The sequence below is a fragment of the Micromonospora sp. LZ34 genome, assembly GCF_052981855.1.
In genome coordinates this window covers 187,666-209,712 of sequence record NZ_JBRIQN010000003.1, presented here as the reverse complement: position 1 = coordinate 209,712, position 22,047 = coordinate 187,666, and the positions used below count along the sequence as shown (strand labels likewise).

Genomic DNA, 22,047 nt, shown 5'->3' with positions numbered 1-22,047 from the left:
CACCCTCAGGCACAGCGGAGGAGGGCAATGGCTGCTCGGGGACAGTCGTTCAGCGGAATGCGCGGCCTGGCCGCCGTTCCGTCGTACGTGGTGATGCAGCCCACCACCCTCTGCAACCTGGATTGCGCGTACTGCTACCTGCCGTTGCGGGCGGCGGACCGGCGGATGCCGGTGCCGGTGGCCGAGGCGGTGGCCGCGTCGGTCAACCCCTGGGCGGCGACCGGCCGGTTCTCGGTGGTGTGGCACGGCGGTGAGCCGCTGGCCGCCGGCCGGGAGCACCTGGCGGCGCTGCTGGCCCCGTTCGGGCCGGAGGTCGAGCACCACGTCCAGACCAACGCCACGCTGATCGACGACGCCTGGTGCGCGTTCTTCGCCGAGCACCGGGTGCGCGTGAGCGTGAGCGTGGACGGGCCGCGGGAGCGCAACGGCGACCGGGTGACCCGGGCGGGCCGGCCCGCGTACGACCGGATCCTGCGCGGGGTGGCCGCCCTGCGCCGCAACGGCCTGCCGTTCTCGGCGCTGGCGGTGGTGAGCCGCCCGGAGCCGGGCCTGGCCACCGAGCTGTACGACTACTTCCTCGCGCTCGGCTGCGACGTGCTCGGCATCAACATCGAGGAGACCGAGGGGGTCAACACCCGCGACAACTCCCACGACGCCGGTGTGGTGACCGCCTTCTGGGCGGAGCTGGTGGCGGCCTGGCGCCGGGACCCGCGGATCCACCTGCGGGAGGTCGAGTGGTCGCTGCGGTACGCCGCGGCGGTGCTGGACGGCACGGCGGACGGCCTGCTGCCGCGCCGGCTGGACCCGATCCCCACCGTCGGCCACGACGGCTCGGTGACCGTGCTCTCCCCGGAGCTGGCCGGCTTCACCGACGCCCGGTACGGCGACTTCAGCAGCGGCAACGTGCTGGCCACCCCGCTGGCCGAGATCCTCGCCGGGGCGGCGGGTACGCCCTGGGTGGGCGAGTTCCTGACCGGCGTCGAGGCGTGCCGCTCGTCCTGTCCCTACTTCGGCTTCTGTGGCGGGGGCCACGCGGCCAACCGTTACTTCGAGCTGGGGCGTTTTGACGGTACGGAGACCGAGCACTGCCGCAACAGCAAGATCCGCCTATTGGAGGGAGTGTTGGAGCATGCCCGAGACCACCAGTCACCGGCAGCCTGAGCGCGTGGCGGGCGCCGCCCCGGACGGGGTCGCCGAGCGGGTGCGGGAGGCCGCCCCGGGACTCACCACGCTGCTCCACGAGGCCGAGGCCGCGCGACGGCTGCGGGCGGAGGTGGCGGGCGGCGATGGTGCCAGCGCGGTCTGCGCCTGGAACCACTTCGAGAACATCCCGACGTTCTACAACTGGAACAACCGGCCCCGCTGAGGCGGACCGGGATCAGGGACCTGCCGATCGACCGGAGTAGCCTCCGGCGCGGTCAGGTCCCTGATCGTCGGTCGTGGCGCCGCTTAGATGGGCACATGCGTGAGCACGCGGGAGGTTACCGCGTGCTCAGCTGCGACCGGAGAGGTCAGCGGGTCGGACGGACCCAGGTGTCCGGGTCCTCGTCCGCGTGATCCTCATCATCGTCGTCGACATACTCTTTGTAGTCGTCGTCGAAGTTGTGCTCAGACTTACCAGCACCCGCCAACTCGCGCTGCAAGGCGGTGAGGTCGGTGTTCGGGGAGTGGTACTTCAACTCCCGGGCCACCTTCGTCTGCTTGGCCTTAGCACGGCCGCGCCCCATGGCTCGACCCCCTCGCACAGAATGCGGGGCAGCCCGAAGGCGGGCCCCGATGACGTCAGGCATCTCTCGTGGCTCTTACGGTACATGGGGATGCCGCCGTTCGGCACCTCGGGTTACCGTCGACCGGCCCTGCGCGTCGCGGTTGTCCGGTCGTCACACAGTGTACCCGGTAAGGAGCGGTGCGGCGAGCACCCATGACACCGGACGAATCCCACGAACCGACCCGATTCTCAGCTTAACGGGGTGCCCGGATCCGGGGGCGGAACCGGCGTGGCCCGCCCCCGGCGACGGTCAGCGCAGGTGGATCGTGCGCAGCCGGCCGACGTCGGCCATCCGCCGCTCGGCCAGCCGGTCGGCGGCGACCGCCGGCGGGACGCCCTCGGCGTCGGCGAGCTGGAGGATCTCCCGGGTGGTGTCGTAGATCCGGGTGGCGCGCAGCTTGGCCCGCTCGAAGTTGAAGCCCTCGATCTCGTCGGCGACCTGGATCACACCGCCGGCGTTCACCACGTAGTCGGGGGCGTAGAGGACGCCCCGGTCGGCCAGGAGCTTCTCGATGCCCGGGTGGGCGAGCTGGTTGTTCGCCGCGCCGGCGACCACCTTCGCGCGCAGCGCCGGCACCGTGTCGTCGTTGAGCGCGCCGCCCAGCGCGCACGGGGCGTACACGTCGATGTCGGCGGCGACCAGCATGGCGGCGTCGTCGACGAGGGTGACCTGCGGGTGGGTGGTGCGCGCCCACTCCAGCGCCTTCGGGTTGACGTCGGTGGCCACCACCTCGGCGCCGTCGTCGAGCAGGTGGCCGACCAGGTACTTGCCCACCTTGCCCAGGCCGGCCACGCCGACCCGGCGGCCGTGCAGCGTCGGGACGCCCCAGACGTGCTCGGCGGCGGCCCGCATGCCCTGGAAGACGCCCCAGGCGGTGAGGATCGAGGAGTCGCCGGCGCCGCCGTGCTCGACGCTGCGGCCGGTGACGTAGCTGGTCTCGCGGGCGATCACGTCCATGTCGGCGACGTAGGTGCCGACGTCGCAGGCGGTGTAGTAGCGCCCGGCCAGCGACTCCACGAAGCGGCCGTAGGCGCGCAGCAGCGCCTCGGACTTGATCTGCTCGGGGTCACCCCAGATGACCGCCTTGCCGCCGCCCAGGTCCAGCCCGGCGAGCGCGTTCTTGTACGCCATCCCGCGCGACAGGTCGAGCACGTCGGCGACGGCCGCCTCCTCGCTGTCGTACGGGTAGAACCGGGTGCCGCCGAGCGCGGGCCCGAGCGCGGTGGAGTAGATGCCGATGATCGCCTTGAGGCCGGTCTGCTTGTCCTGGCAGAACACGACCTGTTCGTGACCGGTCGATCCCGGGTCGTCGGTGCTGGCGAAAACGCCCATGGCTTGCTCCTGGTGTCGGTGGGCGCCCTTGTGGGGCGCGGACCTGGTGGGACGCCGGCGGGGATGCTGCCGGTGCCGCTGAGCCTAGTATCGGCCGACGCCGTCCGGTCGCCCGCGGCACGTGGGGCGCGCGCGACGGCGCTCGGGTCCCGATTCGTGGGAGGATCGCGCCGTGCCGTCGCTCTTCGCTTCATACCTGCGCGTGTACGAGCCGCTGACCGCCTTCGACCGGGACCGCCAGTCGTACTGGCGGCGCTACGTCGAACAGGGGCGGGCGGTGGCCCCGGTGGAAGGGCCGGGCCGGCAACGGACATCGGTGATCGAGGCCCTCGGCGCCGGCTGGACTCGGCTGCCCGATCCGCCGGACGAGGCGTACGTCCTGGAGACGGACGACACCCTGCTGGTCTGCCCGTGGAACCTGCGCATCCGGGTGGCCGAGGCGGCGCTGAGCGCGCGCGACGGGGTGCCCCCGGTGCTCGCCGACGCGTTCGTGCCGCCGGTGCTCGCCGGCCAGGCCAAGGCGGTGGTGGAGGACTGGCGCAGCGGCGCCCGGGTGCTGGAGCACGGCGTGCCCCGGGTGCACGAGCAGGTCGCCACCTGGGGCGTGCCGCTGCGCTGGTTCGTGCTCTTCGAGCCGGCCGAGCGGGACCTGGTCACCCGGCCCGGGCGGCGGGCGCTGCGCTACCGGACGGAGATCTCCAAGGCCCGACGCCGGTCGTCCCGGGCGCTGTCCGTGCTGCGCAAGTCGGTCGGCGAGGCGCCGATCACCGAGGCGGTCGAGGAGGCCGCCCGCTGGCTGGAGGAGTTCCACCCGCGCTCGGTGGTCGAGCTGGACTACGGCGGCCTGGTCGAGCTGCTCTCCGACGAGACGCTGGCCGCGGACGACTCGCCCGAGCTGGTCGCGGCGGGGCTGGCCGGGCTCTCCCGGGGCGAGGCCGAGGAAGCGTCCGCCGCCTACGACAAGCTGGTCGCCCGGTGGCGCGCGGTGCAGCTGCTGGAAAGGTGCAACTGATCACCAACCGGTCAGGGAGCGTGCCCAAGGCGAGGCGTGCTCGTAGTTAGCGCATCACGAACCGTGATCATGAGTCCGAATAAGGTACTTTCTGCCGTGTAAAAGTCGCATAAATCGGGCATGGTTCATCCGTCCGTCTAGGGACGTTCGGCCGTTCGGCCCATGTCGGACATCGGGGACTAGCCGGACCATGGGAGACGCGTCGGCCGGCGGGACCCCGGCCGATGTCTATACATGTGGAGGAGTGACCGATGGCATCGCGAACGCACGAACCAGAGCCGCTACTCACGCCGGCCGAGGTGGCGTCGATGTTCCGTGTCGACCCGAAGACGGTGACCCGGTGGGCCAAGGCTGGCAAGCTCAGCGCCATCCGGACGCTCGGTGGCCACCGCCGGTACCGCGAGTCGGAGGTCAGGGCCCTGCTGCAGGGGCAGATCCCCCAGCAGCGCCAGGGGGACTGACGGCCGCAAGCCAGCAGACGAACTGCCGAAGGGGCGGTGGAGCATTCCACCGCCCCTTCGTCGTGTCCGCCGATGGCCGTCCACTGACCGGCCGGCGCTCAGCCGGCGAGCGTGACGCGGACGCCGACCGTCCCGCCCTCGCCCCGGCGCAGCCGGCTGCCGAGCAGGCTGAGGCGGCCGATCAGCCGGTACTTCTGCTTGATGAGGCCGCGTATCCGGCGGGTGCCGGCCGGGTCGCAGAGGGTCGCGTGGCCGGCCACCGGCTCGCCGTGCGGGCGGCCCCGCACGTCACAGGGGGCCACCGTGACCTCGCCGCTGCGCCGGATCCGCTTCACCTTGCCGGAGTTCGCCGCCGTCCACACCGCCAGCGCGTCACCGTCGCGGACCGCCCAGACCGGGGTCGCCACCGCCCGACCGTCCTTGCGGAAGGTGGTGAGCAGCAGGTACTTCTCCGCCGCGAGGCGGTCCAAGGTGGTCACGCCGCCAGGATACGACCGCGCGGCTGACTGACCGGCCGGATAGCGTGAAGCCCGTGACGGGCCAGCCACGGATCGGTGACGTGTTCGGTGAACTGCTGCGCGACGCGTACGCCGTGGCCACCGGGGTCGGCCCGCGGCCGCTGGCCGGCGGCCGGCTGCCGCGTCCGGTCATCGAGATCATCGAGCGCGACGACGGGCTGATCAACGGCGCGCCCGCCGCGCACTACCTGGACGGTCCCGCCGACTGGCAGCCGTACGACCGGCGGGCGGTGGACCGGGTGCGGGGCGCCACCCTGGACGTCGGCGTGGGCGCCGGCCGGATCGCGCTGGAGCTGCAGGAGCGGGGCGTGCCGGTGACCGGGCTGGACACCTCGGCCGGGGCGCTGGACGTGTGCCGGCGCCGGGGCGTACGCGACCTGGTGCACGGCACGGTCGACGACCACGTTGCCGACGGCCGGAGGTACGACACTTTCCTGCTGCTCGGCAACAATCTCGGCCTGATCGAAGGGCGGGACCGCGCTCCGGCCTTCCTGGCCGCGCTCGCCGCGCTGGCCCGCCCGGGCGCGCAGGTCATCGCGCACGGCACCGACCCGTACGGCACCCGCGACCCGGTGCACACCGGCTACCACGAGCTCAACCGCCGCCGCGGCCGACTCGGCGGTCAGCTGCGGCTCCGGCTGCGCTACCGCGAGCTGGGCACCCCCTGGTTCGACTACCTGGTCTGCTCGCCCGACGAGTTCGGCGCGCTGGTGCGGGGCACCGACTGGCGACTGGCCGACGTGGACGACCGGGACGCCCCGTACTACCTGGCCACGCTCCGGCTGGCCGGCTGACCCGGCCGGGCCCCCGCCGCGCGGCGAGGGCCCGGGAGCGTCCGGTTCAGACCTGGACGGTCGGCGGCAGTTGCTCGGGCGGGAGACCGCCGTCGCCGTCGACCACCTCGTCCGGGGTGCCGTCCTCGTCCAGGTCCACCATGGTGACGTCGACCTTGCCGTCGTGGTCGGTGTCGAACTGGAACAGGTCGGCCTTGCCGTCCCCGTCGGTGTCCACCACCCAGACGTCGGTCTGGCCGTCGTTGTTGGTGTCGGCGCGCAGCAGCTCCATCCGCTCGTCCCCGCGGGTCTCCACGGTCTCCGGGGCGCCCTCGCTCCGGTCGGTCTCCGGTGCCTGGCTCATCTCGACTCGTCCTTCCCTCGGTTGACCGCCGTCTGTACCCGATCCGCCGCGCCCCCACGCGTGCGGCCACGGTCGGGGCTCATAGGGTCGCAGCATGAGCGAGTGGAGCGGGCCGTCGGGCGCGGGTGACCCCCGCGTCGCCGCCGGACGCAGCGGGGAGGCGTGGTGAGCGATCGGTTCGTCGTGGTCGGGGCCGGCACGATGGGGCTCGGCATCGCGTACGTGGCGGCGGGCGCCGGGCACGCCGTCGAGCTGGTGGAGGTCGACCCGGGCCGGGGCGCGGCAGCCCTGACCCGGCTCGGCGAGCTGTGGGACCGGGCGGTGGAGCGCGGCAGGCTGACCGCCGACCAGGCCGGGGCGGACCGGGCGCGGGTCACCCTCCGCGCCGCGCTCGGCGAGGTCGCCGAGGCGCCGGACGTGGTGGTGGAGGCGGTGCCGGAGCGGCTCGACCTGAAGCGGGCGGTGCTGCGCGACGCCGAGGCGCTCGGGCCGGCGCTGCTGGGCAGCAACACCTCCAGCATCCCGATCGCGGAGCTGGCCACCGGCCTGGCCCGGCCGGAGCGCTTCCTCGGGCTGCACTTCTTCAACCCGGTCTGGGCGATGGCGCTGCTGGAGGTCGTGGTCGGCCCGGCCACCGCCGCGGAGACCACCACCGCGGCCGTCGCGCTCGCCGGCCGGCTGGGCAAGGACCCCGTCGTGGTACGCGACATGCCCGGCTTCGCCACCTCCCGGCTCGGCGTCACCCTCGGCCTGGAGGCGATCCGGATGGTGGCCGACGGGGTGGCCTCACCGGCCGACATCGACAAGGCGATGGTGCTCGGCTACCGGCATCCGGTCGGGCCGCTGGAGCTGACCGACCTGGTCGGGCTGGACGTCCGGCTGGACATCGCGCGGACCCTCCAGGCCGCGTACGGGGACCGCTTCGCGCCGCCGCCGCTGCTCGTGGAGATGGTGGCCGCCGGGCGGCTGGGCAAGAAGTCCGGGCAGGGCTTCTACCGCTGGGAAAACGGGGTGAAGGCGTGAGCGCGAGGAGTGAGCCGGGTTTGCGAGCCCCGCAGTCGCGAACGAAGGCGACACCGTGAGCGCGGCGGCGTACGGCACCGGGCTGCGGGTCGAGGAGCATCCGGACCGGCTGGTGGTGACCCTGGACCGGCCGGAGAAGCGCAACGCGATCGACGCCGATCTGATCGCCGCGCTGCACGCGGTCTGCGCCGAGTTGGAGGCGCGCCCCCGGCTGCTGCTGCTCACCGGCGGGACGGACGGCATCTTCGCCGGCGGCGCGGACATCGGGCAGCTGCGCGAACGCGGGCGGCTGGAGGCGCTGGCCGCGATCAACTCGGCCGCGTTCGCCCGGATCCGGGCGCTGCCGATGCCGACCGTGGCGGCCGTGGACGGCCCGGCGCTGGGCGGCGGCGCCGAGCTGGCGTACGCCTGCGACCTGCGGGTCTGCACGGAGCGCGCGGTCTTCGGCCAGCCGGAGGTGCGGTTGGGCATCCTGGCCGGCGCCGGCGCGACCCACCGCCTGCCGGCGCTGGTCGGCGAGGCCCGGGCCAAGGAACTGCTCTTCACCGGGCGCCGGGTGGACGCGGCGGAGGCGCTGCAGATCGGGCTGGTCAACCGGGTGGTGGCCGAGCCGGGCGACCTGCTGCCGGCCGCGCACGGCCTGATCGACGAGATGGCCAAGGGCTCCGCGCTGGCGCTGCGGCTGACCAAGCTGGCCGTCGACGCGCCGGCCGCCGCCCACCCGCAGCTCGACCTGGTCAGCCAGGCGGTGCTCTTCGAGGACGAGGAGAAGCACCGGCGGATGACCGAGTTCCTCGAACGGCGGCGCCCGCGCTGAACTCCCCGTAACGACGGACGGCCGCACCGGTCAACCGGTGCGGCCGTCCCGCGGCTGTGCGGCGGTCAGTGCCGGATCTGCACTCCGGCGTCCGCCAGCGCCCGGATGACCTGCGCCGACTCGGCGAAGCCGATGATCAGCACGGCCTCCGCGCCGAAGTCCTTGATCTCCTTGGCGCCGCTGGTGAAGTCGACCGGCGGGGCCTCGGCGCCCTCCCCCGGGTCGTAGGTGAGCAGCTTCACCCGGTCGGGGCCGAAGCCGGCCCGCTCCAGCTCCTCCCGGACGTTGCCCTGGAGGCCCTCACCGTAGGAGTCCTTCCGGGCGACCAGAGCGATCTTGCGCGGGCCGTCGCGGAGTATCACGTCGGCGAGCGCGCGGCCCTGGAGGCTGTCCGGCGGCGCGGTACGGAAGTAGAGGCCCTTGTCGTCCACCTCGGTCAGGCTGGCGTCGGTGTTCGACGGGGAAATCATCACCTTGCCGGCCTTCACCACGTCGGGCAGCACGGCCCGGGAGATGCCCGAACCGCCGGCGCCGATGATGACGTGGACGCCCGCCTCGACGTGGCTGGCCACGGTCGCCTTGGCGACCTCCGGGTTGGTGCCGTCGTCGCCGTCGATCCAGGTCACCTTCTCGCCGAGCACGCCGCCGGCCCCGTTGATCTCGTCGAGGGCCAGCGCCGCGCCGGCCGCGATCGGCGGGTTGGCCAGGGCCAGGTCACCGGTCTTCGGCAGCAGGCCGCCCAGCACCAGCGGGGCGTCCGCGGCCTTGCCGCGCTGCTTCTTCGCCTTCGGCGGCGCCTTGGTACTGGCCGCCGACTCGTCACCGGCCCCGACGAACTCGGTCTTGCCGTCGTTGAGCTGCTGACCGTCGAAGTGCAGCGTGGCGTAGCTGGCCGTGGCCGGCTCGCCGGCGTCGGTGAAGCCCGCCCGGGTGAGCGAGACGCTGCGGTACTCGATGTCCTGCCCGTTGCGGGCCAGCGCGAGGCAGGTCGCCGGGTCCTCGCAGCGCTGCCCGCCGTTGGTGACGCCGACGATCTGCTTGGCGATGGCGGCCGGGTTCGTGGTGCCGGCCAGCTGGGCGGCCAGCGCGCTGATCACGACCGCGTCGTACGCCTCGGCGGAGTAGAGGAAGTCGGTCAGCTTCGGGTCCACGGTGCGTAGCCGGTTCTTGAAGTCCTCCGGCAGCGGCGTGAGCGGCGTGGTGCCCTTCATGCCGTCGACCAGATTGGCCCGCTCCTTCAACTCGGCTGGGTACGAGTTGAGCATGTTGCCGTCGGTCCCGTAGAGGCGCACCTGGTGGGTGGTCGTCTCCTCGGGCTGGTCGGTCCCGCATGCGCTGGTGGCGAGCAGGAACGTCGCGCAGGCGGCCAGGGTGGCCGCCCGCGAGGCGCGTGACATGAGCATGGTCGTCCTTCCTCCGGCGAAGGTCCGCTGCGCACATTAGCGTGCCGGCCGAAACGGCGGGACCGTGGAGCCCGGTCAATCCGCAGGTAGCCCGCCCTGCCTACACAGAGTGATGATCGGCCGGAGGTGGTGGCTTGACCCGCCCCCCTACCGTGCACGGGGTGACGAACTCACCACAGCAGATCCTCGACGACGCGGCCGCCGTGCTCCACTCCGCGCTGGCCGGCGACGGCGACGCGGTGGTGGGCACCTTCGACGCGGTGGTCGACCGGTCCGGCCTGGCCGGCGCGTACGGGGTGGCGTGGTGCCTGGCCGCCGCGATGGTGGGCGACGAGGCGCCGCGAGGGGCGTGCGCCCTGGACTTTCCCGGCATCGACCAGGCCGGCTACGACACCCGTTGGGTGGCCCGCTTCGTCAGCGCGTACGCCAACGCCGACGCGGACACCGGCGAGGCGCTGTTCGGCGCGGCGGTCGCCGACGGCCTGCTCCCGGACTGCCTGCTCACCCTCGCCGGCTCGACGGTGGCCACGCTGCGCCACCGGGCCGGCTGAGTGCGCGGCGCCCGTCGGGGGGCGGGCGCCGCGTCTCAGGCTCCGGTGTGGACGGTGCGCCGCCTGCTCCGCCCTCGGACGGCGCTGCGTCCCGGCCGTCGGCCCGCCGTGAATAGGTCTGTGGGATGTCCGAGGCCATGCTGAGCAAGGTGCGCAAGCTGCTGGCCCAGGCCGAGGACCCGGCCTGCACGCCCGCCGAGGCGGCCGCGTTCACCGCCAAGGCGACCGAGCTGATCGCCCGCTACGGCATGGACCGGGCGCTGCTCGCCGCCCGCGACCCCGCCACCGACCCGGTCGGCGACCAGGTGGTCGAGGTCGTCGCCCCGTACGCCCGGGACAAGGCCGGCCTGCTCGCCGCGGTGGCGGAGCCGCTGCGCTGCCGCTGCGTACGCCGCCGGCAGGGCAGCGGGTTCGCGATGCACCTGTTCGGGTTCGCCAGCGACCTGGAACGGGTCGACCTGCTCTTCACCTCGCTGCTGGTGCAGGCGGCGCACGGCCTGGCGGGCGCGGTGGTGCCACCGGGCGAGCACCCGGCCGCGTTCCGGCGGTCCTGGGTGGCCGGCTTCGCCCAGGTGGTCGGGGGCCGGCTGCGCGCGGCCGAGGAGGACGCGGCCACCGAGGTTGGCACCCCCTCGGTCGCGCTGGTGCTCGCGGACCGGTCCGACCGGGTGCGGCGCCGGCTCGCCGAGGTCTACCCGCGGCTGCGCACCGCACCGCCGCGCCGGCTGGCCGGTTCCGGATTCGGCTCCGGCGCGGCCGCGGGTCGCCGCGCCGACCTGGGCGGCCGGGTGGTCCCGGCGCCCGGCGGCCGGCCCGGGTTGGGGCGCTGAGGGCGGGTCAGTCGCTGTCGGAGTGCCGGCCGACCGAGGCGGCATAGCGGGAGAGCAGTTCGTGCCAGCCGGCGGTCAGCGCCTGCCGGTAGCCCTCCGCCGCGTCGCCGTGCCGGTCGAAGTGCCGGTGCACGACCTCCACCCGGGTCTGCCCCGACCCCTCCGGGTGGAAGAGCACCTCGACCTCGCTGGCCCGGGCCGGGTCCGGCACCGGCACCCGGTCGGCGCCGATCTGCCAGGTGAAGACCAGCCGCCGGGGCGGGTCCCAGGTCAGCACCCGGCCCCAGTCGTTGCGGAAGCCGTACGGGCCGATCTCATAGAGCATGCCGCCGGCCCGTGGCTCGATCCCCAGCTCGGCCAGGTGCGCCGGCCCGGACCAGGTGTATTCGGTCACCCACCAGTCGGCCAACGCCCCGGTGAACACCGCGAACGCCCGCGCGGGCGGAGCGGGGACGAGGAGGCGGTTGCGTAGCGAGAACCGCTGGCAATCCTGCCGGATCTCTCTCGGATCAGCCGTCCCCTGTCCCATAGGCCCGGACCATACCGGCTGATGCCCGGGTGTGCAGCTTCGAGCGGTGCCCGGTTCCGGACAGCCGGCGCAGCCCCGGTCGTGGGCCGGTGCGGTCGCCGCCGTCCCTGCGGCGGCTGACGCGACGGTGAACGGCAGGGCGCCACGGCGGGGCCGGACGGCTGCCGCCAGCGGCGAGGGATGGCGCCCCGGCGAGCGGGTAAGCGCGCCCGGCGACGGCCGGGCTGTCACCCGGCCGTCGGGCTGGCAGCGGGGAGTGGGGATGATGAGCGAGACCGGGTCGGGTCACCAGGATCAGCAGCAGCCGGGTGGGCAGGGCGAGCAGCCGGGTGGGCAGGGCGAGCGCCCAGGCCGGCAGCCGGAGGGCGAGCGGCGCACGCGGCAGGCGCGGTACGGCGAGCAGCCGGACGCGGCGGATCGCCGGTCGGACCGGCCGGGTGAGCCGGACGTGCTGCTGGACGTGCCCGACCTCAGGGTCGAGTCCCTCCGGCTGGCCGTGGACACGCTGCGCGCCGACATCTCGCTCAAGGCCCGGCTGGCGAACATGGTGCATCTCGACGCCGGGGTACGGGTCGACCTGCAAGGCGTCGAGTTGGACATCACCGACGTGCGCGCCGAACTCCTGCTCAAGGTGCGGCTGGAGAAGGTGATGGAAATCCTGGATCGCGCGCTGACCACGGTCGACCGGAACCCGCAGATCATCGAAAACCTGGCCCGCGGCGACGGCGGGGTGGTCGACGACGTGCACCGCACGGCCCAGCAGGTCACCGGCAGCACCGAGCACCTCGACACGGTGGTGGACCGGCTCGGCCAGCAGATCGGCTCGATCAGCGCCCGGGCGGAGTACCAGGGACCGGGCGCGGTCGCCCGGGGCGCGGCACAGGGTGGCCAGCAGCAGGCCGGCGGCCCGGCCGAGCAGGGCCGGCAGGGCGCGCCGGGCGGCGCGCAGGGCCAGGGCGGGCCGGGACAGCCGGGGCGGCCGGGCGAGGGTCGGCCGGGTGGCGGTGGCCAGGGGCAGCAGCAGCCGGGTGGCGCACCGGGCCAGCCGGGCGGCGGCGGGCAGGGGGAGCGGGCGCAGCAGGGTCAGGGCGGGCCGGGTGGCGGTCCGGGCCAGCAGGGCGGCGAGGCCCCGAGCCCGACCGACCTGGCCGCCCAGGCCAGCGAGGCACTCCGGCAGGCCGGGCGCAGCGTCTGGGAGGCGATCCAGACGGGGGTGAGCCAGCACCGGCCGCGCTGACCGCCGCTGGGTCGGTGGACCTGTGCCCTCATCCCTGGGAAATCATTCCTGGGAAATCACCCAGGCCGGGCAGGCGCGGCAGGCCGGTCGTCATGCCTTCCCGTCGGTGCAGCAGCCGTCGGCGCAGTCCGAGGGCTGGCTGACAGGCGCGCCGGCGGCGGGCAGGGGCGCGCAGTCGTCGCAGTGCTCGCCGCGCCAGGCTTCCACGCCCTCCTTGACCGCGACCGCGGCGATGACGAGCGCGGCGACCGGGTCGGCCCACGACCAGCCCCACGCGGCGTTGAGGACCAGGCCGACGAGCAGTACCGCGGAGAGGTAGGTGCACAACAGGGTCTGCGTCGAGTCCGCCATGACGGTGGCCGAGCCGAGTTCCCGGCCGGTGCGCCGCTTGGCCCGTACGAGCAGCGGCATCACGACCAGCGACGCGCCAGCGAGGCCGATGCCGACCGGACTGGCGTCGGCGTCCCCGCCGGCCAGCAGCGACCGTACGGCGTCGAACGTGACCCAGGCGGCCAGGGCGAAGAACGACACGCCGATCAGCCGCAGCGCGAGCCGCTCCCGATCCTCCGGCACCCGGGAGCGGAACTGCCAGATCAGCACGGCGGCGCTGGACACCTCGACGAACGAGTCCAGGCCGAAGCCGATCAGGGCGGTCGAGGAGGCCGCCGTGCCGGCGGCGATCGCGACCAGGCCCTCCAGCAGGTTGTAGCCGGCGGTGGCGTAGGCCAGCCACAGACTGCGGCGCGACAGCACCGCCCGACGCTCCGGAGTCAGCAGCGACACGCTCACGCCGTCACCTCCGCAGGAGAGCCGGACGGAGTGCCGTAGACCGGGCACAGAGCGACCGCGTCACCGGTGGCGGCCAAAACCTGTTCCGCCGAGCGGAGCAGGTCCAACAACTCCGGCCGGGCCAGGGCGTAGAACGACTGGCGACCCTCAACCCGGTAGTCGATCAGACCGCAGTCCCGAAGGCATGCCAGGTGCTTCGACACCGTCGACTGCGCCAGCCCCAACTCGCCGGTCAGATCTACCACCCGGGCCTCACCCGACGCGAGCCGGCGCAGGATCGCCAGCCGGGTCGGGTCGCCGAGGGACCGGAACAGCGCCACGGCTGGAGCCAGCCCGGGAGCACAACCAATCGCCATGAAGCGATGATAGCCGGATACCGCGATGGTTTGGAGCCTTCCACAACCGGTGTTGGGCGCCTTCCGCCTGGTGCACCTGACCGCCACCCTTGTCCTCGCCACCAACCGGCGGGCAGGGTCAGCCGGACCATTTGCAGGCACCGATTTCGTCGCCTGGGCCGGCGCGGGTGCCGACAATGAGGAAATGAGAGCGCAGAGGTTCCTGCAGAAGAGGCAAGAAGCCGCGGCTCGCCGTCTTACTCCGAAGATGCAACCAGCCGTGACTCGTCGCCGCCCGCGATGGCCACTGATGGCGGCGCTGCTTGCGGCGGGAGCGGCCGGAGCCGCGGCGGTACGGCGCCGCAAAGGCGCCGGGCGCACCCGACCCGGGGCGACAGGTGACGTCAGCCAGGCCGGTCAAGCCGGCGGTGCTGTCCGGCCCGTCAGCAGCCCCGAAGGAGCCACCCAGGGCTGGCGCCAGGGAAGGTGAGGCAGAGTGCCCCCCTCCGGCGTCGAACTAGTGCGGCGAGTTCCGCGAGGGCTTTGGCGATCTCGCGGTCGCGCCCGTCGACGGCGTCGAGGTACCGGCGAGCCGCCATGGACGAGTGCCCGAGTCGCTTCATCAGGTCAGCCAGGGGCGCGCCGGTCTGGGCGGCGAGGGGCTGACCGGTGTGCCGCAGGTCGTGGAAGGTGACGTCATCGAGGCCGACTCGCTTCCGCGCCCGGACGAACGCTTGATACAAGGTGTTGCCCCGCAGCGGGTTCCATTGCGGCTGACAGAACAGCCGGTTCGTGCCTACTGCTCCAGGTGCAAGTCTGCGGAGACTATGTCGTCGACAGCATCGCTGATGTCATCTGCGAGGCTCATGACACTCCCCAGGTCATGACGGCGTGCGATAGACGTGCGATACAGGCCGGCGACCGGCGGCTGCTGGGGGCGGCGACGGTCAACCTGCCAAGATCGACGCTTCCGCTTACAGAAGAGCGCCGACCGGCGTTTCCGCTGGTCGGCGCTCCTGTAGCCGGGCGAAGGCTGAGTGGCCAGGGGCGGGGTCGAATCGCCGACCTTCCGATTTTCAGGCACCCGCATTTCGCAGGTCAGAGAACCGGCGGAGGCAGCCATGCAACTAAGGTGCAACGAGGCTAGGGCGACGGGGCCCTGCCAGACCATTGCGTGACGGCGGCGACCTGGTGGATTCACCGTCGACGATACGGACCCACCTGGCGTGGGGCGGCGTCAGTCGTCGCGTCCGGCACCGCGATCGGGTGCGCTCATGTCGCCCGTCCCGGGCGTGCCATCGGCGAGCCCGTAGCGCAGGTAGACGGTGCCCTTCGGATTGGCTACCGGCGGTTCGAGGAGTGTGACGTTCGTGGGCACCGCGCCACCGTCGAACACCTTCTTCCCGACGCCGAGCACGATCGGGTGCACCCAGAGGTCGAGACGGTCGAAGAGCTTCTCGCGCAGGAGGGTCTGCACCAGGTTCAGGCTCCCGACGACCTTCACGTGCTCGTGCCGGTCACGGATCTCGCGCACCGCGCCGGCCAGATCCGGGCCGAGCTGGGTGGACCCGGCCCACGAGAGGTCTGGCCTGCCGCGGGAGGCCACGTACTTCGGGACGCTGTTGAAGAGCGTGGCGATCTCGTTGTCCTCGCCGCCCTCCTGGTGCGGCCAGTAGGCGGCGAAGATGTCATACGTCCGCCGGCCGAGCAGGAGGGCGTCCGTGCCCTCGTACGCGGCACCGACCTGCGCCCCGGCGACCTCGTCCAGCAGGGGCGCCTGCCAGCCGCCGAACGGGAACCCCACCGGGTCCTCGTCGGGGCCGCCGGGCGCCTGCCCGACGAGGTCGAGGGTTGCGAACAGCTCGATGTGGATGAGGCCCATGCCTTACTCCCGATGAGTTGGTTGTCTCGGTCGGGAGGTAGACCTGTGGGCGCCGGCAGACTCATCGCTGCGACGGCACCCAGCTTCGGACTCGTCGACCGCCTCGCCCCGTGCATCGGTCACCACCCCGTTCCCGCGGTCAGCGTCCTTGCGACGCCCGGTAGGTATGCCGTGCGCCCTGATCCAGGCCCGCACGTCCGATTCCAAGGGATGGCAGTGGACGATTAATCCCGTAGCAGTGGCTAATCGAGGCGCAGGAGGGTCTCCTCGATTTCGGTCCGACGTGCGTTCGCGTACGAGATCTCTGTGCCGATGATCCGGAAGCCTGCTCTTTGCAGGACCTTGAGCGACCCGATGTTGTCGCTGGCGGCGCGGGCATGCAGCGGCCGGGTGGGAACCGTGTCGAGGAAGGCGGCGAGGGCGCGACTGGCGATGCCCTGTCCCCAGACGGCGCGGTCGATCCAGTAGGTGATCTCCGTGTCGCCATCGATGACGAAGCTGGCGATGCTGCCGACGAGGCGTCCATCGCGGGTGACGCCGCGCATGGTGACGTCGGGCAAGGCCCGCACTCTGGCCATGTGGGCGTCGAACGCTTGACGGTCGTCGGGATCTCTCGCAGTGAAGGCGGCGATGTGGACCGACTCCGGGTCACGCATCTGGTCGAACAGCGTGTCGAGGTCGGCGTCGTCAAGCGGCCGCAGTGCTACCTCCGCCACCCGGTGTTCTCCTTCGTGTCCGGTTCGTTTGCCTGGTGCAGACCTTGCTCCGCGTCCCGGTCCGTGGGGCGAACGTATCAGTGACATCCGATACTTTGGTGGCAAGGTGCTCGTGGCCCATGTCGGTCGAAGGGACCGCTGGCAGTGGAGCCGACCTGACGTGGGTGTGCCGGTGGTCAGGCTGGCTCATGCCCCGTGTCGGGAAGGGTTGCGGGTTGATGATGGTGGGGCGGGCCCCTCCGGTTGGAGCCTCAGATCCTGACGAGGTGACGGTGGAGCTCGTGTCAGGCGGCCCTCAGCTTGCGCCGTCCGTGGTGGCCGTGGGCCTTGATCGATGCTCAAGGTCGTCTCAATGCAGGGTGAGCGGGGTTTCGGACTCGATGCGGGACAGCTTCTCCGGGTTACGGACGTAGTAGATGCCGCTCACGCGAGCGTCCTCGATCCGCAGCGCGGCGACGCCGTCGATTTCTCCGTCGAGGCGGAACAGCAGTGCTGGGCTGCCGTTGATCACGGTCGGTTCGGTGGTGAGCGTGCCTCCGACTTTTTGCATGCTGCCGATGAACATGCGGACCGCCATCTCCGCGCCGACGATCGGCCGCAGCGCGGCCTGTTTGACGCCGCCGCCGTCGCTGACCACGACCACCTCGGGCGCGAGCACGTCGAGCAGGCCCCTCAGGTCGCTCGTCTCGACCGCGCGCTGGAACGCCTCCAGCGCTGCCCGCCTTTCGCTCGGGGAGACCACCTTGCGGGGACGGCGGGCATCGACGTGCCGCCGGGCGCGGTGCGCGATCTGGCGTACGGCCGCCGGGCTCTTGTCGACGGCCGCCGCGATCTCGTCGTAGCTGACCTCGAACGCCTCGCGCAGCACGAAGACGGCGCGCTCGGTCGGCGAGAGCGTCTCGAGGACGAGCATCATCGCCATCGACACACTCTCGGCCAGCTCGACGTCCTCGGCCGTGTCCGGCGGGGTGAGCAGCGGCTCGGGCAGCCAGGGGCCGACATACGCCTCCTTGCGCCGCTGCATGGTGCGCAGGCGGTTGAGCGACTGGCGGGTGGTGATCCGGATCAGGTAGGCGCGCTGATCGCGTACCTGATCCAGATCGACCTTGACCCACCGCAGCCAGGTCTCCTGCAGCACGTCCTCCGCGTCGGCCGCCGATCCGAGGATCTCGTAGGCGACGGTGAAGAGCAGGTTTCGGTGGGCAACGAAGGTCTCGGTCGCCGGGTCACCGGCGTGGTCGCTCATCTCGGCACCTCTCCTTAGGCCCGCCGGCCGGTGACCGCCGGCGCCTCGCCGGCCCTGGCGCGCCGCAACTCCTGGCGCTGGCGATCCTTGAACCAGAAATTGAGCGAGCCGGGCCTGCGCGCCTCTTGCGCCAGCTGCCAGACGGTGCTCTTGCACACGGTCTCCTTGAGCATCGCCATGGACCCGCCACCCAGGTAAAACACCCCTGTCGCGGTGTCATCTTTCCTGGCGTACTGGACGATTCCGGCGCGGCGCCCCAGGCTGATGCACTGCCCGAAAAACCCGACGTTGAAGTCGGCGGGCTGCTTGCCGGCGATCCGGCTCAGCACCGTCTCGGCGGCCTGCGGGCCCAGCTGCACCGCGGACTGGCAGCTCATCCGCACCGGCAGGTTCGACGGTGCCGCCGCCGAGTCCCCGGCCGCGACGACGCGTGTGTCGTCCACGCTCGTGAGCGTCTCGTCGGTGAGCAGGCGCCCCAAGGCATCCGTGCTCAGCCCGCTGCGGGCGGCCGGATCCGGCACGCCGAATCCCGCGGTCCAGATGGTCACGCCGCTGCCCAGCTCGCGGCCGTCGGCGAGCTGGACGGCATCGCGTGTCACGCCCGTCACCGTCGCGCCGGGGCCCTCGATCACGGTCACGCCGAGCTTGGCGAGCCGCTCGGCGACCGAGCGCCGGGCCCGGGGATGCAGGTAGGGCCCGAGCACCTTTCCGCACACCAGGGTCACCTTCCGGCCCAGCTCCGCCAGTTCAGAAGCGGTTTCAAGGCCGGTCGGCCCGGCTCCCACCACCGTCACCGCGGCCGATGCGGGCGCGGCGTCGACGACCGGCCGCAGCCGCCGCGCCTCCTCCAGGGTGGAAATCGGGTAGGCGTGCTCTGCCGCTCCGGGCACGCTCGGGTCGGCGCTGCCGCTGCCCACGGCGTAGACCAGGTAGTCGTAGCCGAGCGTGCCGCCGCTCGCCAGGGTCACGCGACGCCCGGAGGTGTCGATCCGGGTCACGGTGTCGACCACCAGCCCGACGCCGCCGGCCAGAATCCTCTGGTAGTCCACAACCGCGTCGTCCGACCCGCCGACGAGCTGGTGCAGGCGGATCCGCTCGACAAAGGCCGGACGCGGGTTGATCAGGGTCACTGTCACGCCGTCGCGCCGCGTCAGGCGGTTGGCCGCCATCACGCCGGCGTATCCGCCCCCGACCACGATGACATCGGTGTTCTCGGCCATGGCCTCTCCTTCGTTTTCCAAGGTCCGGCCTCAAGACACCGCGCGTCCGGCGGGTTGTGACATCAGTGAGTCAGATCACTCGCCGAGCGCCGAGTCGAGCACCATCGCCTCCATCTGCCGCAACAGGGCGGCCATGTCGTCGCGGCTGAGGTACGCGGTGCCGACCTGGACCAGGCGCTCAACGCGGTCGGTCAACGAGGGTCAGACCGGACAGACGGACTTTCGGCGCACAAAGCAGAGCGCCGACCGCGTTTCCGCTGGTCGGCGCTCCTGTAGCCCGGCGAAAGGCTATGTGGCCAGGGGCGGGGTCGAACCGCCGACCTTCCGATTTTCAGTCGGACGCTCGTACCAACTGAGCTACCTGGCCGTGCTCGGCTCATGCTACCCGGATGGCGGCGTTTCCGCCGCGAGGGTCGCACGCTCCGATACGCAGAACGCCGCGCATGGTGTGCGCGGCGTCAGCGCTGGCGGTCCTGACGGGACTTGAACCCGCGACCTCCGCCTTGACAGGGCGGCGAGCACTCCAACTGCTCCACAGGACCTAGCTATGTTGCTCCGGCTTGCGCCGGTCGTGCCCCCAACGGGATTCGAACCCGTGCTACCGCCTTGAAAGGGCGGCGTCCTGGGCCGCTAGACGATGAGGGCGGCCCCGCCATCATTGCACATTCGCAACTTCAAGCGGACTTGCTCCCATCCGGCCCCGCCGGAGGCTTGGAAAGCATACGTGATGCCCGACCGGTCGGCCAAACCGGTATGGCTGTAGCCGCAGCGAGCCACGAAACGGCAGCTCAACGGGCTAGCGGAGCTTGGTGACCCCGTAGCGGCGCTTCAGGTCGGCGATCAGGCTGGTGCAGGCGGCCAGGGTGGTCCCCCGGTTGCCGCCACCGTCGTGCAGCAGCACCACCGCGCCGGGCCGGGCCGCGACGTGCACCCGCTTGGCGATCGTCGCCGCCGGTGGCTTCCCCCAGTCCTGCGGGTCCACGGTCCAGTGCAGGGACCGCATGCCGAGCTGCTTGGCGGTGGCCACCACCTCGGCCGTCCACCGCCCGCCGGGCTGCCGGTAGAACGGCACCCGCGCCCCGGGGACGGCCGCCTGGATGGCCTTGTTCGTCCGGACCAGGTCGGCCCGGATCTCGGCGACCGGCCGCCGGCCGAGGTCCAGGTCGTGGTTCCAGCTGTGGTTGCAGAGCTGGTGCCCCTCCCGGGCGATCCGGCGGATCAGCTGGGGATGCCGCCGCGCGTTCCGCCCCACCACGCAGAACGTCGCGGTGACCCGGGCCGCCCGCAGCCGGTCGAGGACCTTCGGGGTCCAGACCGGGTCGGGCCCGTCGTCGAAGGTGAGCGCCACCTGCCGGACCCCGGTGCCCCGCTGCAACCCGGCCGGCAGCGTCTTCGGCAGCGGCCGCAGCGGCGGACGGGGCGGGGCGGGGCGGGTCGGTCGTACGGTCGGGGCGGCGCTCGGCGCGGGGGGCACCGGTTTGGCGACGGTCGGGGTGGGGCCGGCTGCTGGCCGGCCGGTCGCGGTGCTCTCGCCGCAGCCGGCGAGGACGAGCACCAGAGCCAGGGCGTACGCCGGCAGGGCGCGGTGGCGCATCGTTCGCTCCCGGAGGGGTCGGGGTTCGCGGACCCCACGACCGTAGTGGACCCTCGGTGCGCTCCGGGAGCCCGGTCAGCTGGCCGCCGGCCGGTCGAGCGAGTCCCGCACGGCCACGGCCAGCGACAACGCCTCGGTGAGATCGACCGGCCGTACCACCCCCGCGGGCAGCGTGTCGGCTCGCCAACCGGGCCCCGCCGCGAGCACCAGCAGCGGCCGGCGGTGCGCCGTCAGCAGGGCGTCGAGCTGGTCCGGGTTGGCGGTGAGCCGGGTGTGCGACCAGATCACCACGGCGGCCGGTCCGGTCCGGTTGACCGCCTCCAGCAGGGCCGCCACCGGCACCCGGGCGCCCAGCATCCGGTAGCCGACCCCGATCTCGGCGAGCGCGGCGGCCAGCGCCTCCAGCGGCAGGCTGTGCTGTTCCTCGTCGGCGCAGGCGAGCAGGATGTGCGGCGGCCCGGCCGGTGCGGCGGCCCGGGCGACCGCGGCGAGCGCCTCGGAGACGCATCGGGACACCAGGTGCTCCACCTCGATCAGGCCCCCGGTTGCCTCGTGCCGCTCGCCGATGCCGACTAGCACCGGGCGCAGCAGCCCGTCCCAGGTGGCGACCACCCCGTTCGCCTCGACCGCGCGGGCGATCGTCTCGTCGATCGCCAGCGAGTCCAGCCGCATCGCGGCGCGGGCCAGGCCCCGGGCCGCCGGCCCGGCCCGGCCCACCGGGATGGTCCGTCCGCCGTCGCGACCGCCGGCCGGGCGCGCCCGTACGACGGCGTCGGCCGGTAGCGCGTCCGGTGCCTGGCGGGCCCAGCGGGCCGCCTCGGCCGGAGCCACCCCCGCGGCGGTGAGCCGGCGCATCACCTCCAGCCGAGCCAGGTCGGCCGGCGTGTAGCGGCGGTGCTGCCCCGGGACGTGCTCGCTCGGCCCGAGACCGTAGCGCTGGTGCCAGGTGCGCAGCGTGGTCACCGCGACCCCGAGCCGCCGGGCGACCGCCCCCGCGCTCAGCGCCTCATCTGCCACCCGGCGGCTCCGGCGCGTCGTCGGCCGGCAGCCCGGACGGGATCACGGCCGGGTCGGCCACCTGGCCGTTCGGGTTCAGCAGCCGGTTCACCACCCCGCCCAGCCACGGCGCGTACGACCGGGGGTCGGCGTCGATGGCGGCGGCCAGCTCGACCGGGTCCACCCAGCGCAGCTCGGCCACCTCGTCCGGGTCGGGCAGCAGCGGGCTGTCCGGCCGGAACTGGCCGCGCAGCACGTGGTCGTACTCGAACTCGACCCGCCCGGTGACCGGGTCCTCGGCGTAGTAGACGTACACCCCCACCTCGGTGAGCTCGACCGGGCCGGCGCCGAGCTCCTCGCGGAGCCGGCGGTCGGCGGCCTCGACCGGCGACTGCCCCGGGGTGGGATGGCCGCAGCAGGAGTTGGCCCAGCGCAGCGGGAAGCGGGTCTTCGCCGCGGCCCGCCGTTGCAGCAGCACCCGGCCGTCCGGGTCGACCAGCAGCACCGAGAAGGCGCGGTGCAGCTGGCCCGGCGGCTGGTGCGCGGCCGACACGGTCGTCTCGCCGACGGCGCGGCCGGCGTCGTTGACCAGCTCGACGAGGTGGGTCTCCCGGGAGGTCACCGGTTGCTGCCCTTTCTGTCCGAGGGGG

At 72.9% G+C, this 22,047-nt stretch carries 26 protein-coding genes and 3 tRNA genes; 10 read left to right on the top strand and 19 right to left on the bottom strand.

Translation table 11 applies throughout. The features are described 5' to 3' along the window. The first annotated feature begins 57 nt into the window (after positions 1-57). Positions 58-1,161: a cyclophane-forming radical SAM peptide maturase AmcB gene (gene amcB / locus ACVCAH_RS05310; protein ID WP_447135045.1), complete on the top strand. Its 1,104-nt coding sequence runs from the start codon at positions 58-60 to the stop codon at positions 1,159-1,161. Next, on the top strand, positions 1,130-1,366 hold the full coding sequence (gene amcA / locus ACVCAH_RS05305; protein ID WP_447134893.1) for a multiple cyclophane-containing RiPP AmcA: 237 nt from the start codon (positions 1,130-1,132) through the stop codon (positions 1,364-1,366). Before amcB ends, amcA begins: the two co-directional genes overlap by 32 nt. Positions 1,367-1,511: 145 nt before the next feature. Here amcA and ACVCAH_RS05300 read toward each other — a convergent pair whose 3' ends face one another. Further along, entirely contained in the window at positions 1,512-1,727 is a 216-nt protein-coding gene (locus ACVCAH_RS05300) for a DUF3073 domain-containing protein (protein WP_088996883.1), read from the bottom strand. A gap of 291 nt (positions 1,728-2,018) precedes the next feature. Continuing rightward, positions 2,019-3,101 carry a Glu/Leu/Phe/Val family dehydrogenase gene (locus ACVCAH_RS05295; protein ID WP_447134892.1) on the bottom strand — a complete coding sequence of 361 codons (1,083 nt, stop codon included), beginning with the start codon at positions 3,099-3,101 and terminating at the stop codon, positions 2,019-2,021. A gap of 172 nt (positions 3,102-3,273) precedes the next feature. On the opposite strand from ACVCAH_RS05295, the gene ACVCAH_RS05290 reads away from it, so the two are divergent. Then, positions 3,274-4,113, top strand: coding sequence for a hypothetical protein (locus ACVCAH_RS05290; RefSeq protein WP_109900597.1), 840 nt, complete (start codon positions 3,274-3,276; stop codon positions 4,111-4,113). A gap of 251 nt (positions 4,114-4,364) precedes the next feature. Then, positions 4,365-4,574 carry a BldC family transcriptional regulator gene (locus ACVCAH_RS05285; protein ID WP_007073996.1) on the top strand — a complete coding sequence of 70 codons (210 nt, stop codon included), beginning with the start codon at positions 4,365-4,367 and terminating at the stop codon, positions 4,572-4,574. A 98-nt stretch (positions 4,575-4,672) separates the two neighbouring features. Here the strand turns inward: ACVCAH_RS05285 and ACVCAH_RS05280 are convergent, their stop codons facing one another. Then, positions 4,673-5,053: a PPOX class F420-dependent oxidoreductase gene (locus ACVCAH_RS05280; protein ID WP_447134891.1), complete on the bottom strand. Its 381-nt coding sequence runs from the start codon at positions 5,051-5,053 to the stop codon at positions 4,673-4,675. 53 nt (positions 5,054-5,106) lie between these two features. Between ACVCAH_RS05280 and ACVCAH_RS05275 the strand changes: the two genes are divergently transcribed. Further along, a complete protein-coding gene (locus tag ACVCAH_RS05275) occupies positions 5,107-5,886 on the top strand; it encodes a class I SAM-dependent methyltransferase (RefSeq protein WP_447134890.1) in 780 nt (259 codons plus the stop codon). A 46-nt stretch (positions 5,887-5,932) separates the two neighbouring features. On the opposite strand, the gene ACVCAH_RS05270 is transcribed toward ACVCAH_RS05275, so the two are convergent. Further along, positions 5,933-6,229, bottom strand: coding sequence for a hypothetical protein (locus ACVCAH_RS05270; protein WP_447134889.1), 297 nt, complete (start codon positions 6,227-6,229; stop codon positions 5,933-5,935). 165 nt (positions 6,230-6,394) lie between these two features. Between ACVCAH_RS05270 and ACVCAH_RS05265 the strand changes: the two genes are divergently transcribed. Next, complete coding sequence (locus ACVCAH_RS05265; protein ID WP_447134888.1) at positions 6,395-7,252, top strand: 3-hydroxyacyl-CoA dehydrogenase family protein; 858 nt, start codon at positions 6,395-6,397, stop codon at positions 7,250-7,252. 55 nt (positions 7,253-7,307) lie between these two features. Then, positions 7,308-8,069, top strand: coding sequence for an enoyl-CoA hydratase/isomerase family protein (locus tag ACVCAH_RS05260; RefSeq protein WP_447134887.1), 762 nt, complete (start codon positions 7,308-7,310; stop codon positions 8,067-8,069). Between the two features lie 65 nt (positions 8,070-8,134). Here the strand turns inward: ACVCAH_RS05260 and ACVCAH_RS05255 are convergent, their stop codons facing one another. Next, positions 8,135-9,472 (bottom strand): ABC transporter substrate-binding protein, encoded by a 1,338-nt coding sequence (locus tag ACVCAH_RS05255; RefSeq protein ID WP_447134886.1) that lies wholly within the window; start codon positions 9,470-9,472, stop codon positions 8,135-8,137. A 161-nt stretch (positions 9,473-9,633) separates the two neighbouring features. Here ACVCAH_RS05255 and ACVCAH_RS05250 point away from each other — a divergent pair, with 161 nt between their 5' ends. Further along, the gene (locus tag ACVCAH_RS05250) at positions 9,634-10,023 is read left to right on the top strand and encodes a hypothetical protein (RefSeq protein ID WP_447134885.1); all 390 of its coding nucleotides are present in this window, start codon (positions 9,634-9,636) and stop codon (positions 10,021-10,023) included. Between the two features lie 125 nt (positions 10,024-10,148). After that, a complete protein-coding gene (locus tag ACVCAH_RS05245) occupies positions 10,149-10,853 on the top strand; it encodes a DUF2786 domain-containing protein (protein ID WP_447134884.1) in 705 nt (234 codons plus the stop codon). A gap of 7 nt (positions 10,854-10,860) precedes the next feature. On the opposite strand, the gene ACVCAH_RS05240 is transcribed toward ACVCAH_RS05245, so the two are convergent. Further along, the gene (locus tag ACVCAH_RS05240) at positions 10,861-11,382 is read right to left on the bottom strand and encodes an SRPBCC family protein (protein ID WP_447134883.1); all 522 of its coding nucleotides are present in this window, start codon (positions 11,380-11,382) and stop codon (positions 10,861-10,863) included. 262 nt (positions 11,383-11,644) lie between these two features. On the opposite strand from ACVCAH_RS05240, the gene ACVCAH_RS05235 reads away from it, so the two are divergent. Beyond that, complete coding sequence (locus ACVCAH_RS05235) at positions 11,645-12,619, top strand: hypothetical protein (RefSeq protein WP_447134882.1); 975 nt, start codon at positions 11,645-11,647, stop codon at positions 12,617-12,619. Positions 12,620-12,709: 90 nt separating this feature from the next. Here ACVCAH_RS05235 and ACVCAH_RS05230 read toward each other — a convergent pair whose 3' ends face one another. From ACVCAH_RS05230 to idi, 13 genes are all read right to left on the bottom strand, one after another. Next, positions 12,710-13,408 (bottom strand): cation transporter, encoded by a 699-nt coding sequence (locus ACVCAH_RS05230; RefSeq protein WP_447134881.1) that lies wholly within the window; start codon positions 13,406-13,408, stop codon positions 12,710-12,712. Then, positions 13,405-13,764: an ArsR/SmtB family transcription factor gene (locus ACVCAH_RS05225; RefSeq protein ID WP_447134880.1), complete on the bottom strand. Its 360-nt coding sequence runs from the start codon at positions 13,762-13,764 to the stop codon at positions 13,405-13,407. The genes ACVCAH_RS05230 and ACVCAH_RS05225 overlap by 4 nt, the downstream gene beginning before the upstream one ends. Positions 13,765-14,186: 422 nt before the next feature. Further along, complete coding sequence (locus ACVCAH_RS05220) at positions 14,187-14,528, bottom strand: tyrosine-type recombinase/integrase (protein WP_447135044.1); 342 nt, start codon at positions 14,526-14,528, stop codon at positions 14,187-14,189. A gap of 452 nt (positions 14,529-14,980) precedes the next feature. Then, positions 14,981-15,625, bottom strand: coding sequence for a dihydrofolate reductase family protein (locus tag ACVCAH_RS05215; protein ID WP_447134879.1), 645 nt, complete (start codon positions 15,623-15,625; stop codon positions 14,981-14,983). A gap of 242 nt (positions 15,626-15,867) precedes the next feature. Continuing rightward, positions 15,868-16,341, bottom strand: a complete 474-nt coding sequence (locus tag ACVCAH_RS05210) for a GNAT family N-acetyltransferase (RefSeq protein WP_447134878.1) — start codon at positions 16,339-16,341, stop codon at positions 15,868-15,870. Positions 16,342-16,690: 349 nt separating this feature from the next. After that, positions 16,691-17,587, bottom strand: coding sequence for an RNA polymerase sigma-70 factor (locus ACVCAH_RS05205; protein WP_447134877.1), 897 nt, complete (start codon positions 17,585-17,587; stop codon positions 16,691-16,693). 14 nt (positions 17,588-17,601) lie between these two features. Next, positions 17,602-18,807 (bottom strand): NAD(P)/FAD-dependent oxidoreductase, encoded by a 1,206-nt coding sequence (locus ACVCAH_RS05200; protein ID WP_447134876.1) that lies wholly within the window; start codon positions 18,805-18,807, stop codon positions 17,602-17,604. Positions 18,808-19,100: 293 nt separating this feature from the next. Then, positions 19,101-19,174 (bottom strand) — tRNA-Phe (locus ACVCAH_RS05195). A gap of 98 nt (positions 19,175-19,272) precedes the next feature. Continuing rightward, positions 19,273-19,349: transfer RNA gene (locus ACVCAH_RS05190), tRNA-Asp, on the bottom strand. 30 nt (positions 19,350-19,379) lie between these two features. After that, positions 19,380-19,452: transfer RNA gene (locus ACVCAH_RS05185), tRNA-Glu, on the bottom strand. Positions 19,453-19,603: 151 nt separating this feature from the next. Beyond that, positions 19,604-20,401 (bottom strand): polysaccharide deacetylase family protein, encoded by a 798-nt coding sequence (locus ACVCAH_RS05180; RefSeq protein WP_447134875.1) that lies wholly within the window; start codon positions 20,399-20,401, stop codon positions 19,604-19,606. 75 nt (positions 20,402-20,476) lie between these two features. Continuing rightward, positions 20,477-21,418, bottom strand: a complete 942-nt coding sequence (locus ACVCAH_RS05175; protein ID WP_447134874.1) for a MerR family transcriptional regulator — start codon at positions 21,416-21,418, stop codon at positions 20,477-20,479. Continuing rightward, positions 21,408-22,019 carry an isopentenyl-diphosphate Delta-isomerase gene (idi, locus tag ACVCAH_RS05170; RefSeq protein ID WP_447134873.1) on the bottom strand — a complete coding sequence of 204 codons (612 nt, stop codon included), beginning with the start codon at positions 22,017-22,019 and terminating at the stop codon, positions 21,408-21,410. The genes ACVCAH_RS05175 and idi overlap by 11 nt, the downstream gene beginning before the upstream one ends. Positions 22,020-22,047: the final 28 nt, after the last annotated feature.

Excerpts from the sequence above, each read along its gene's own strand:
- ACVCAH_RS05255 (WP_447134886.1), bottom strand. The coding sequence starts at position 9,472 with ATGCTCATGTCACGCGCCTCGCGGGCGGCCACCCTGGCCGCCTGCGCG.
- ACVCAH_RS05215 (WP_447134879.1), bottom strand. The coding sequence starts at position 15,625 with ATGGGCCTCATCCACATCGAGCTGTTCGCAACCCTCGACCTCGTCGGG.
- ACVCAH_RS05240 (WP_447134883.1), bottom strand. The coding sequence starts at position 11,382 with ATGGGACAGGGGACGGCTGATCCGAGAGAGATCCGGCAGGATTGCCAG.
- ACVCAH_RS05235 (WP_447134882.1), top strand. The coding sequence starts at position 11,645 with ATGATGAGCGAGACCGGGTCGGGTCACCAGGATCAGCAGCAGCCGGGT.
- ACVCAH_RS05205 (WP_447134877.1), bottom strand. The coding sequence starts at position 17,587 with ATGAGCGACCACGCCGGTGACCCGGCGACCGAGACCTTCGTTGCCCAC.
- ACVCAH_RS05180 (WP_447134875.1), bottom strand. The coding sequence starts at position 20,401 with ATGCGCCACCGCGCCCTGCCGGCGTACGCCCTGGCTCTGGTGCTCGTC.
- amcA (WP_447134893.1), top strand. The coding sequence starts at position 1,130 with ATGCCCGAGACCACCAGTCACCGGCAGCCTGAGCGCGTGGCGGGCGCC.
- ACVCAH_RS05200 (WP_447134876.1), bottom strand. The coding sequence starts at position 18,807 with ATGGCCGAGAACACCGATGTCATCGTGGTCGGGGGCGGATACGCCGGC.
- ACVCAH_RS05300 (WP_088996883.1), bottom strand. The coding sequence starts at position 1,727 with ATGGGGCGCGGCCGTGCTAAGGCCAAGCAGACGAAGGTGGCCCGGGAG.
- ACVCAH_RS05245 (WP_447134884.1), top strand. The coding sequence starts at position 10,149 with ATGTCCGAGGCCATGCTGAGCAAGGTGCGCAAGCTGCTGGCCCAGGCC.
- ACVCAH_RS05270 (WP_447134889.1), bottom strand. The coding sequence starts at position 6,229 with ATGAGCCAGGCACCGGAGACCGACCGGAGCGAGGGCGCCCCGGAGACC.
- ACVCAH_RS05225 (WP_447134880.1), bottom strand. The coding sequence starts at position 13,764 with ATGGCGATTGGTTGTGCTCCCGGGCTGGCTCCAGCCGTGGCGCTGTTC.
- ACVCAH_RS05295 (WP_447134892.1), bottom strand. The coding sequence starts at position 3,101 with ATGGGCGTTTTCGCCAGCACCGACGACCCGGGATCGACCGGTCACGAA.
- amcB (WP_447135045.1), top strand. The coding sequence starts at position 58 with ATGCGCGGCCTGGCCGCCGTTCCGTCGTACGTGGTGATGCAGCCCACC.
- ACVCAH_RS05285 (WP_007073996.1), top strand. The coding sequence starts at position 4,365 with ATGGCATCGCGAACGCACGAACCAGAGCCGCTACTCACGCCGGCCGAG.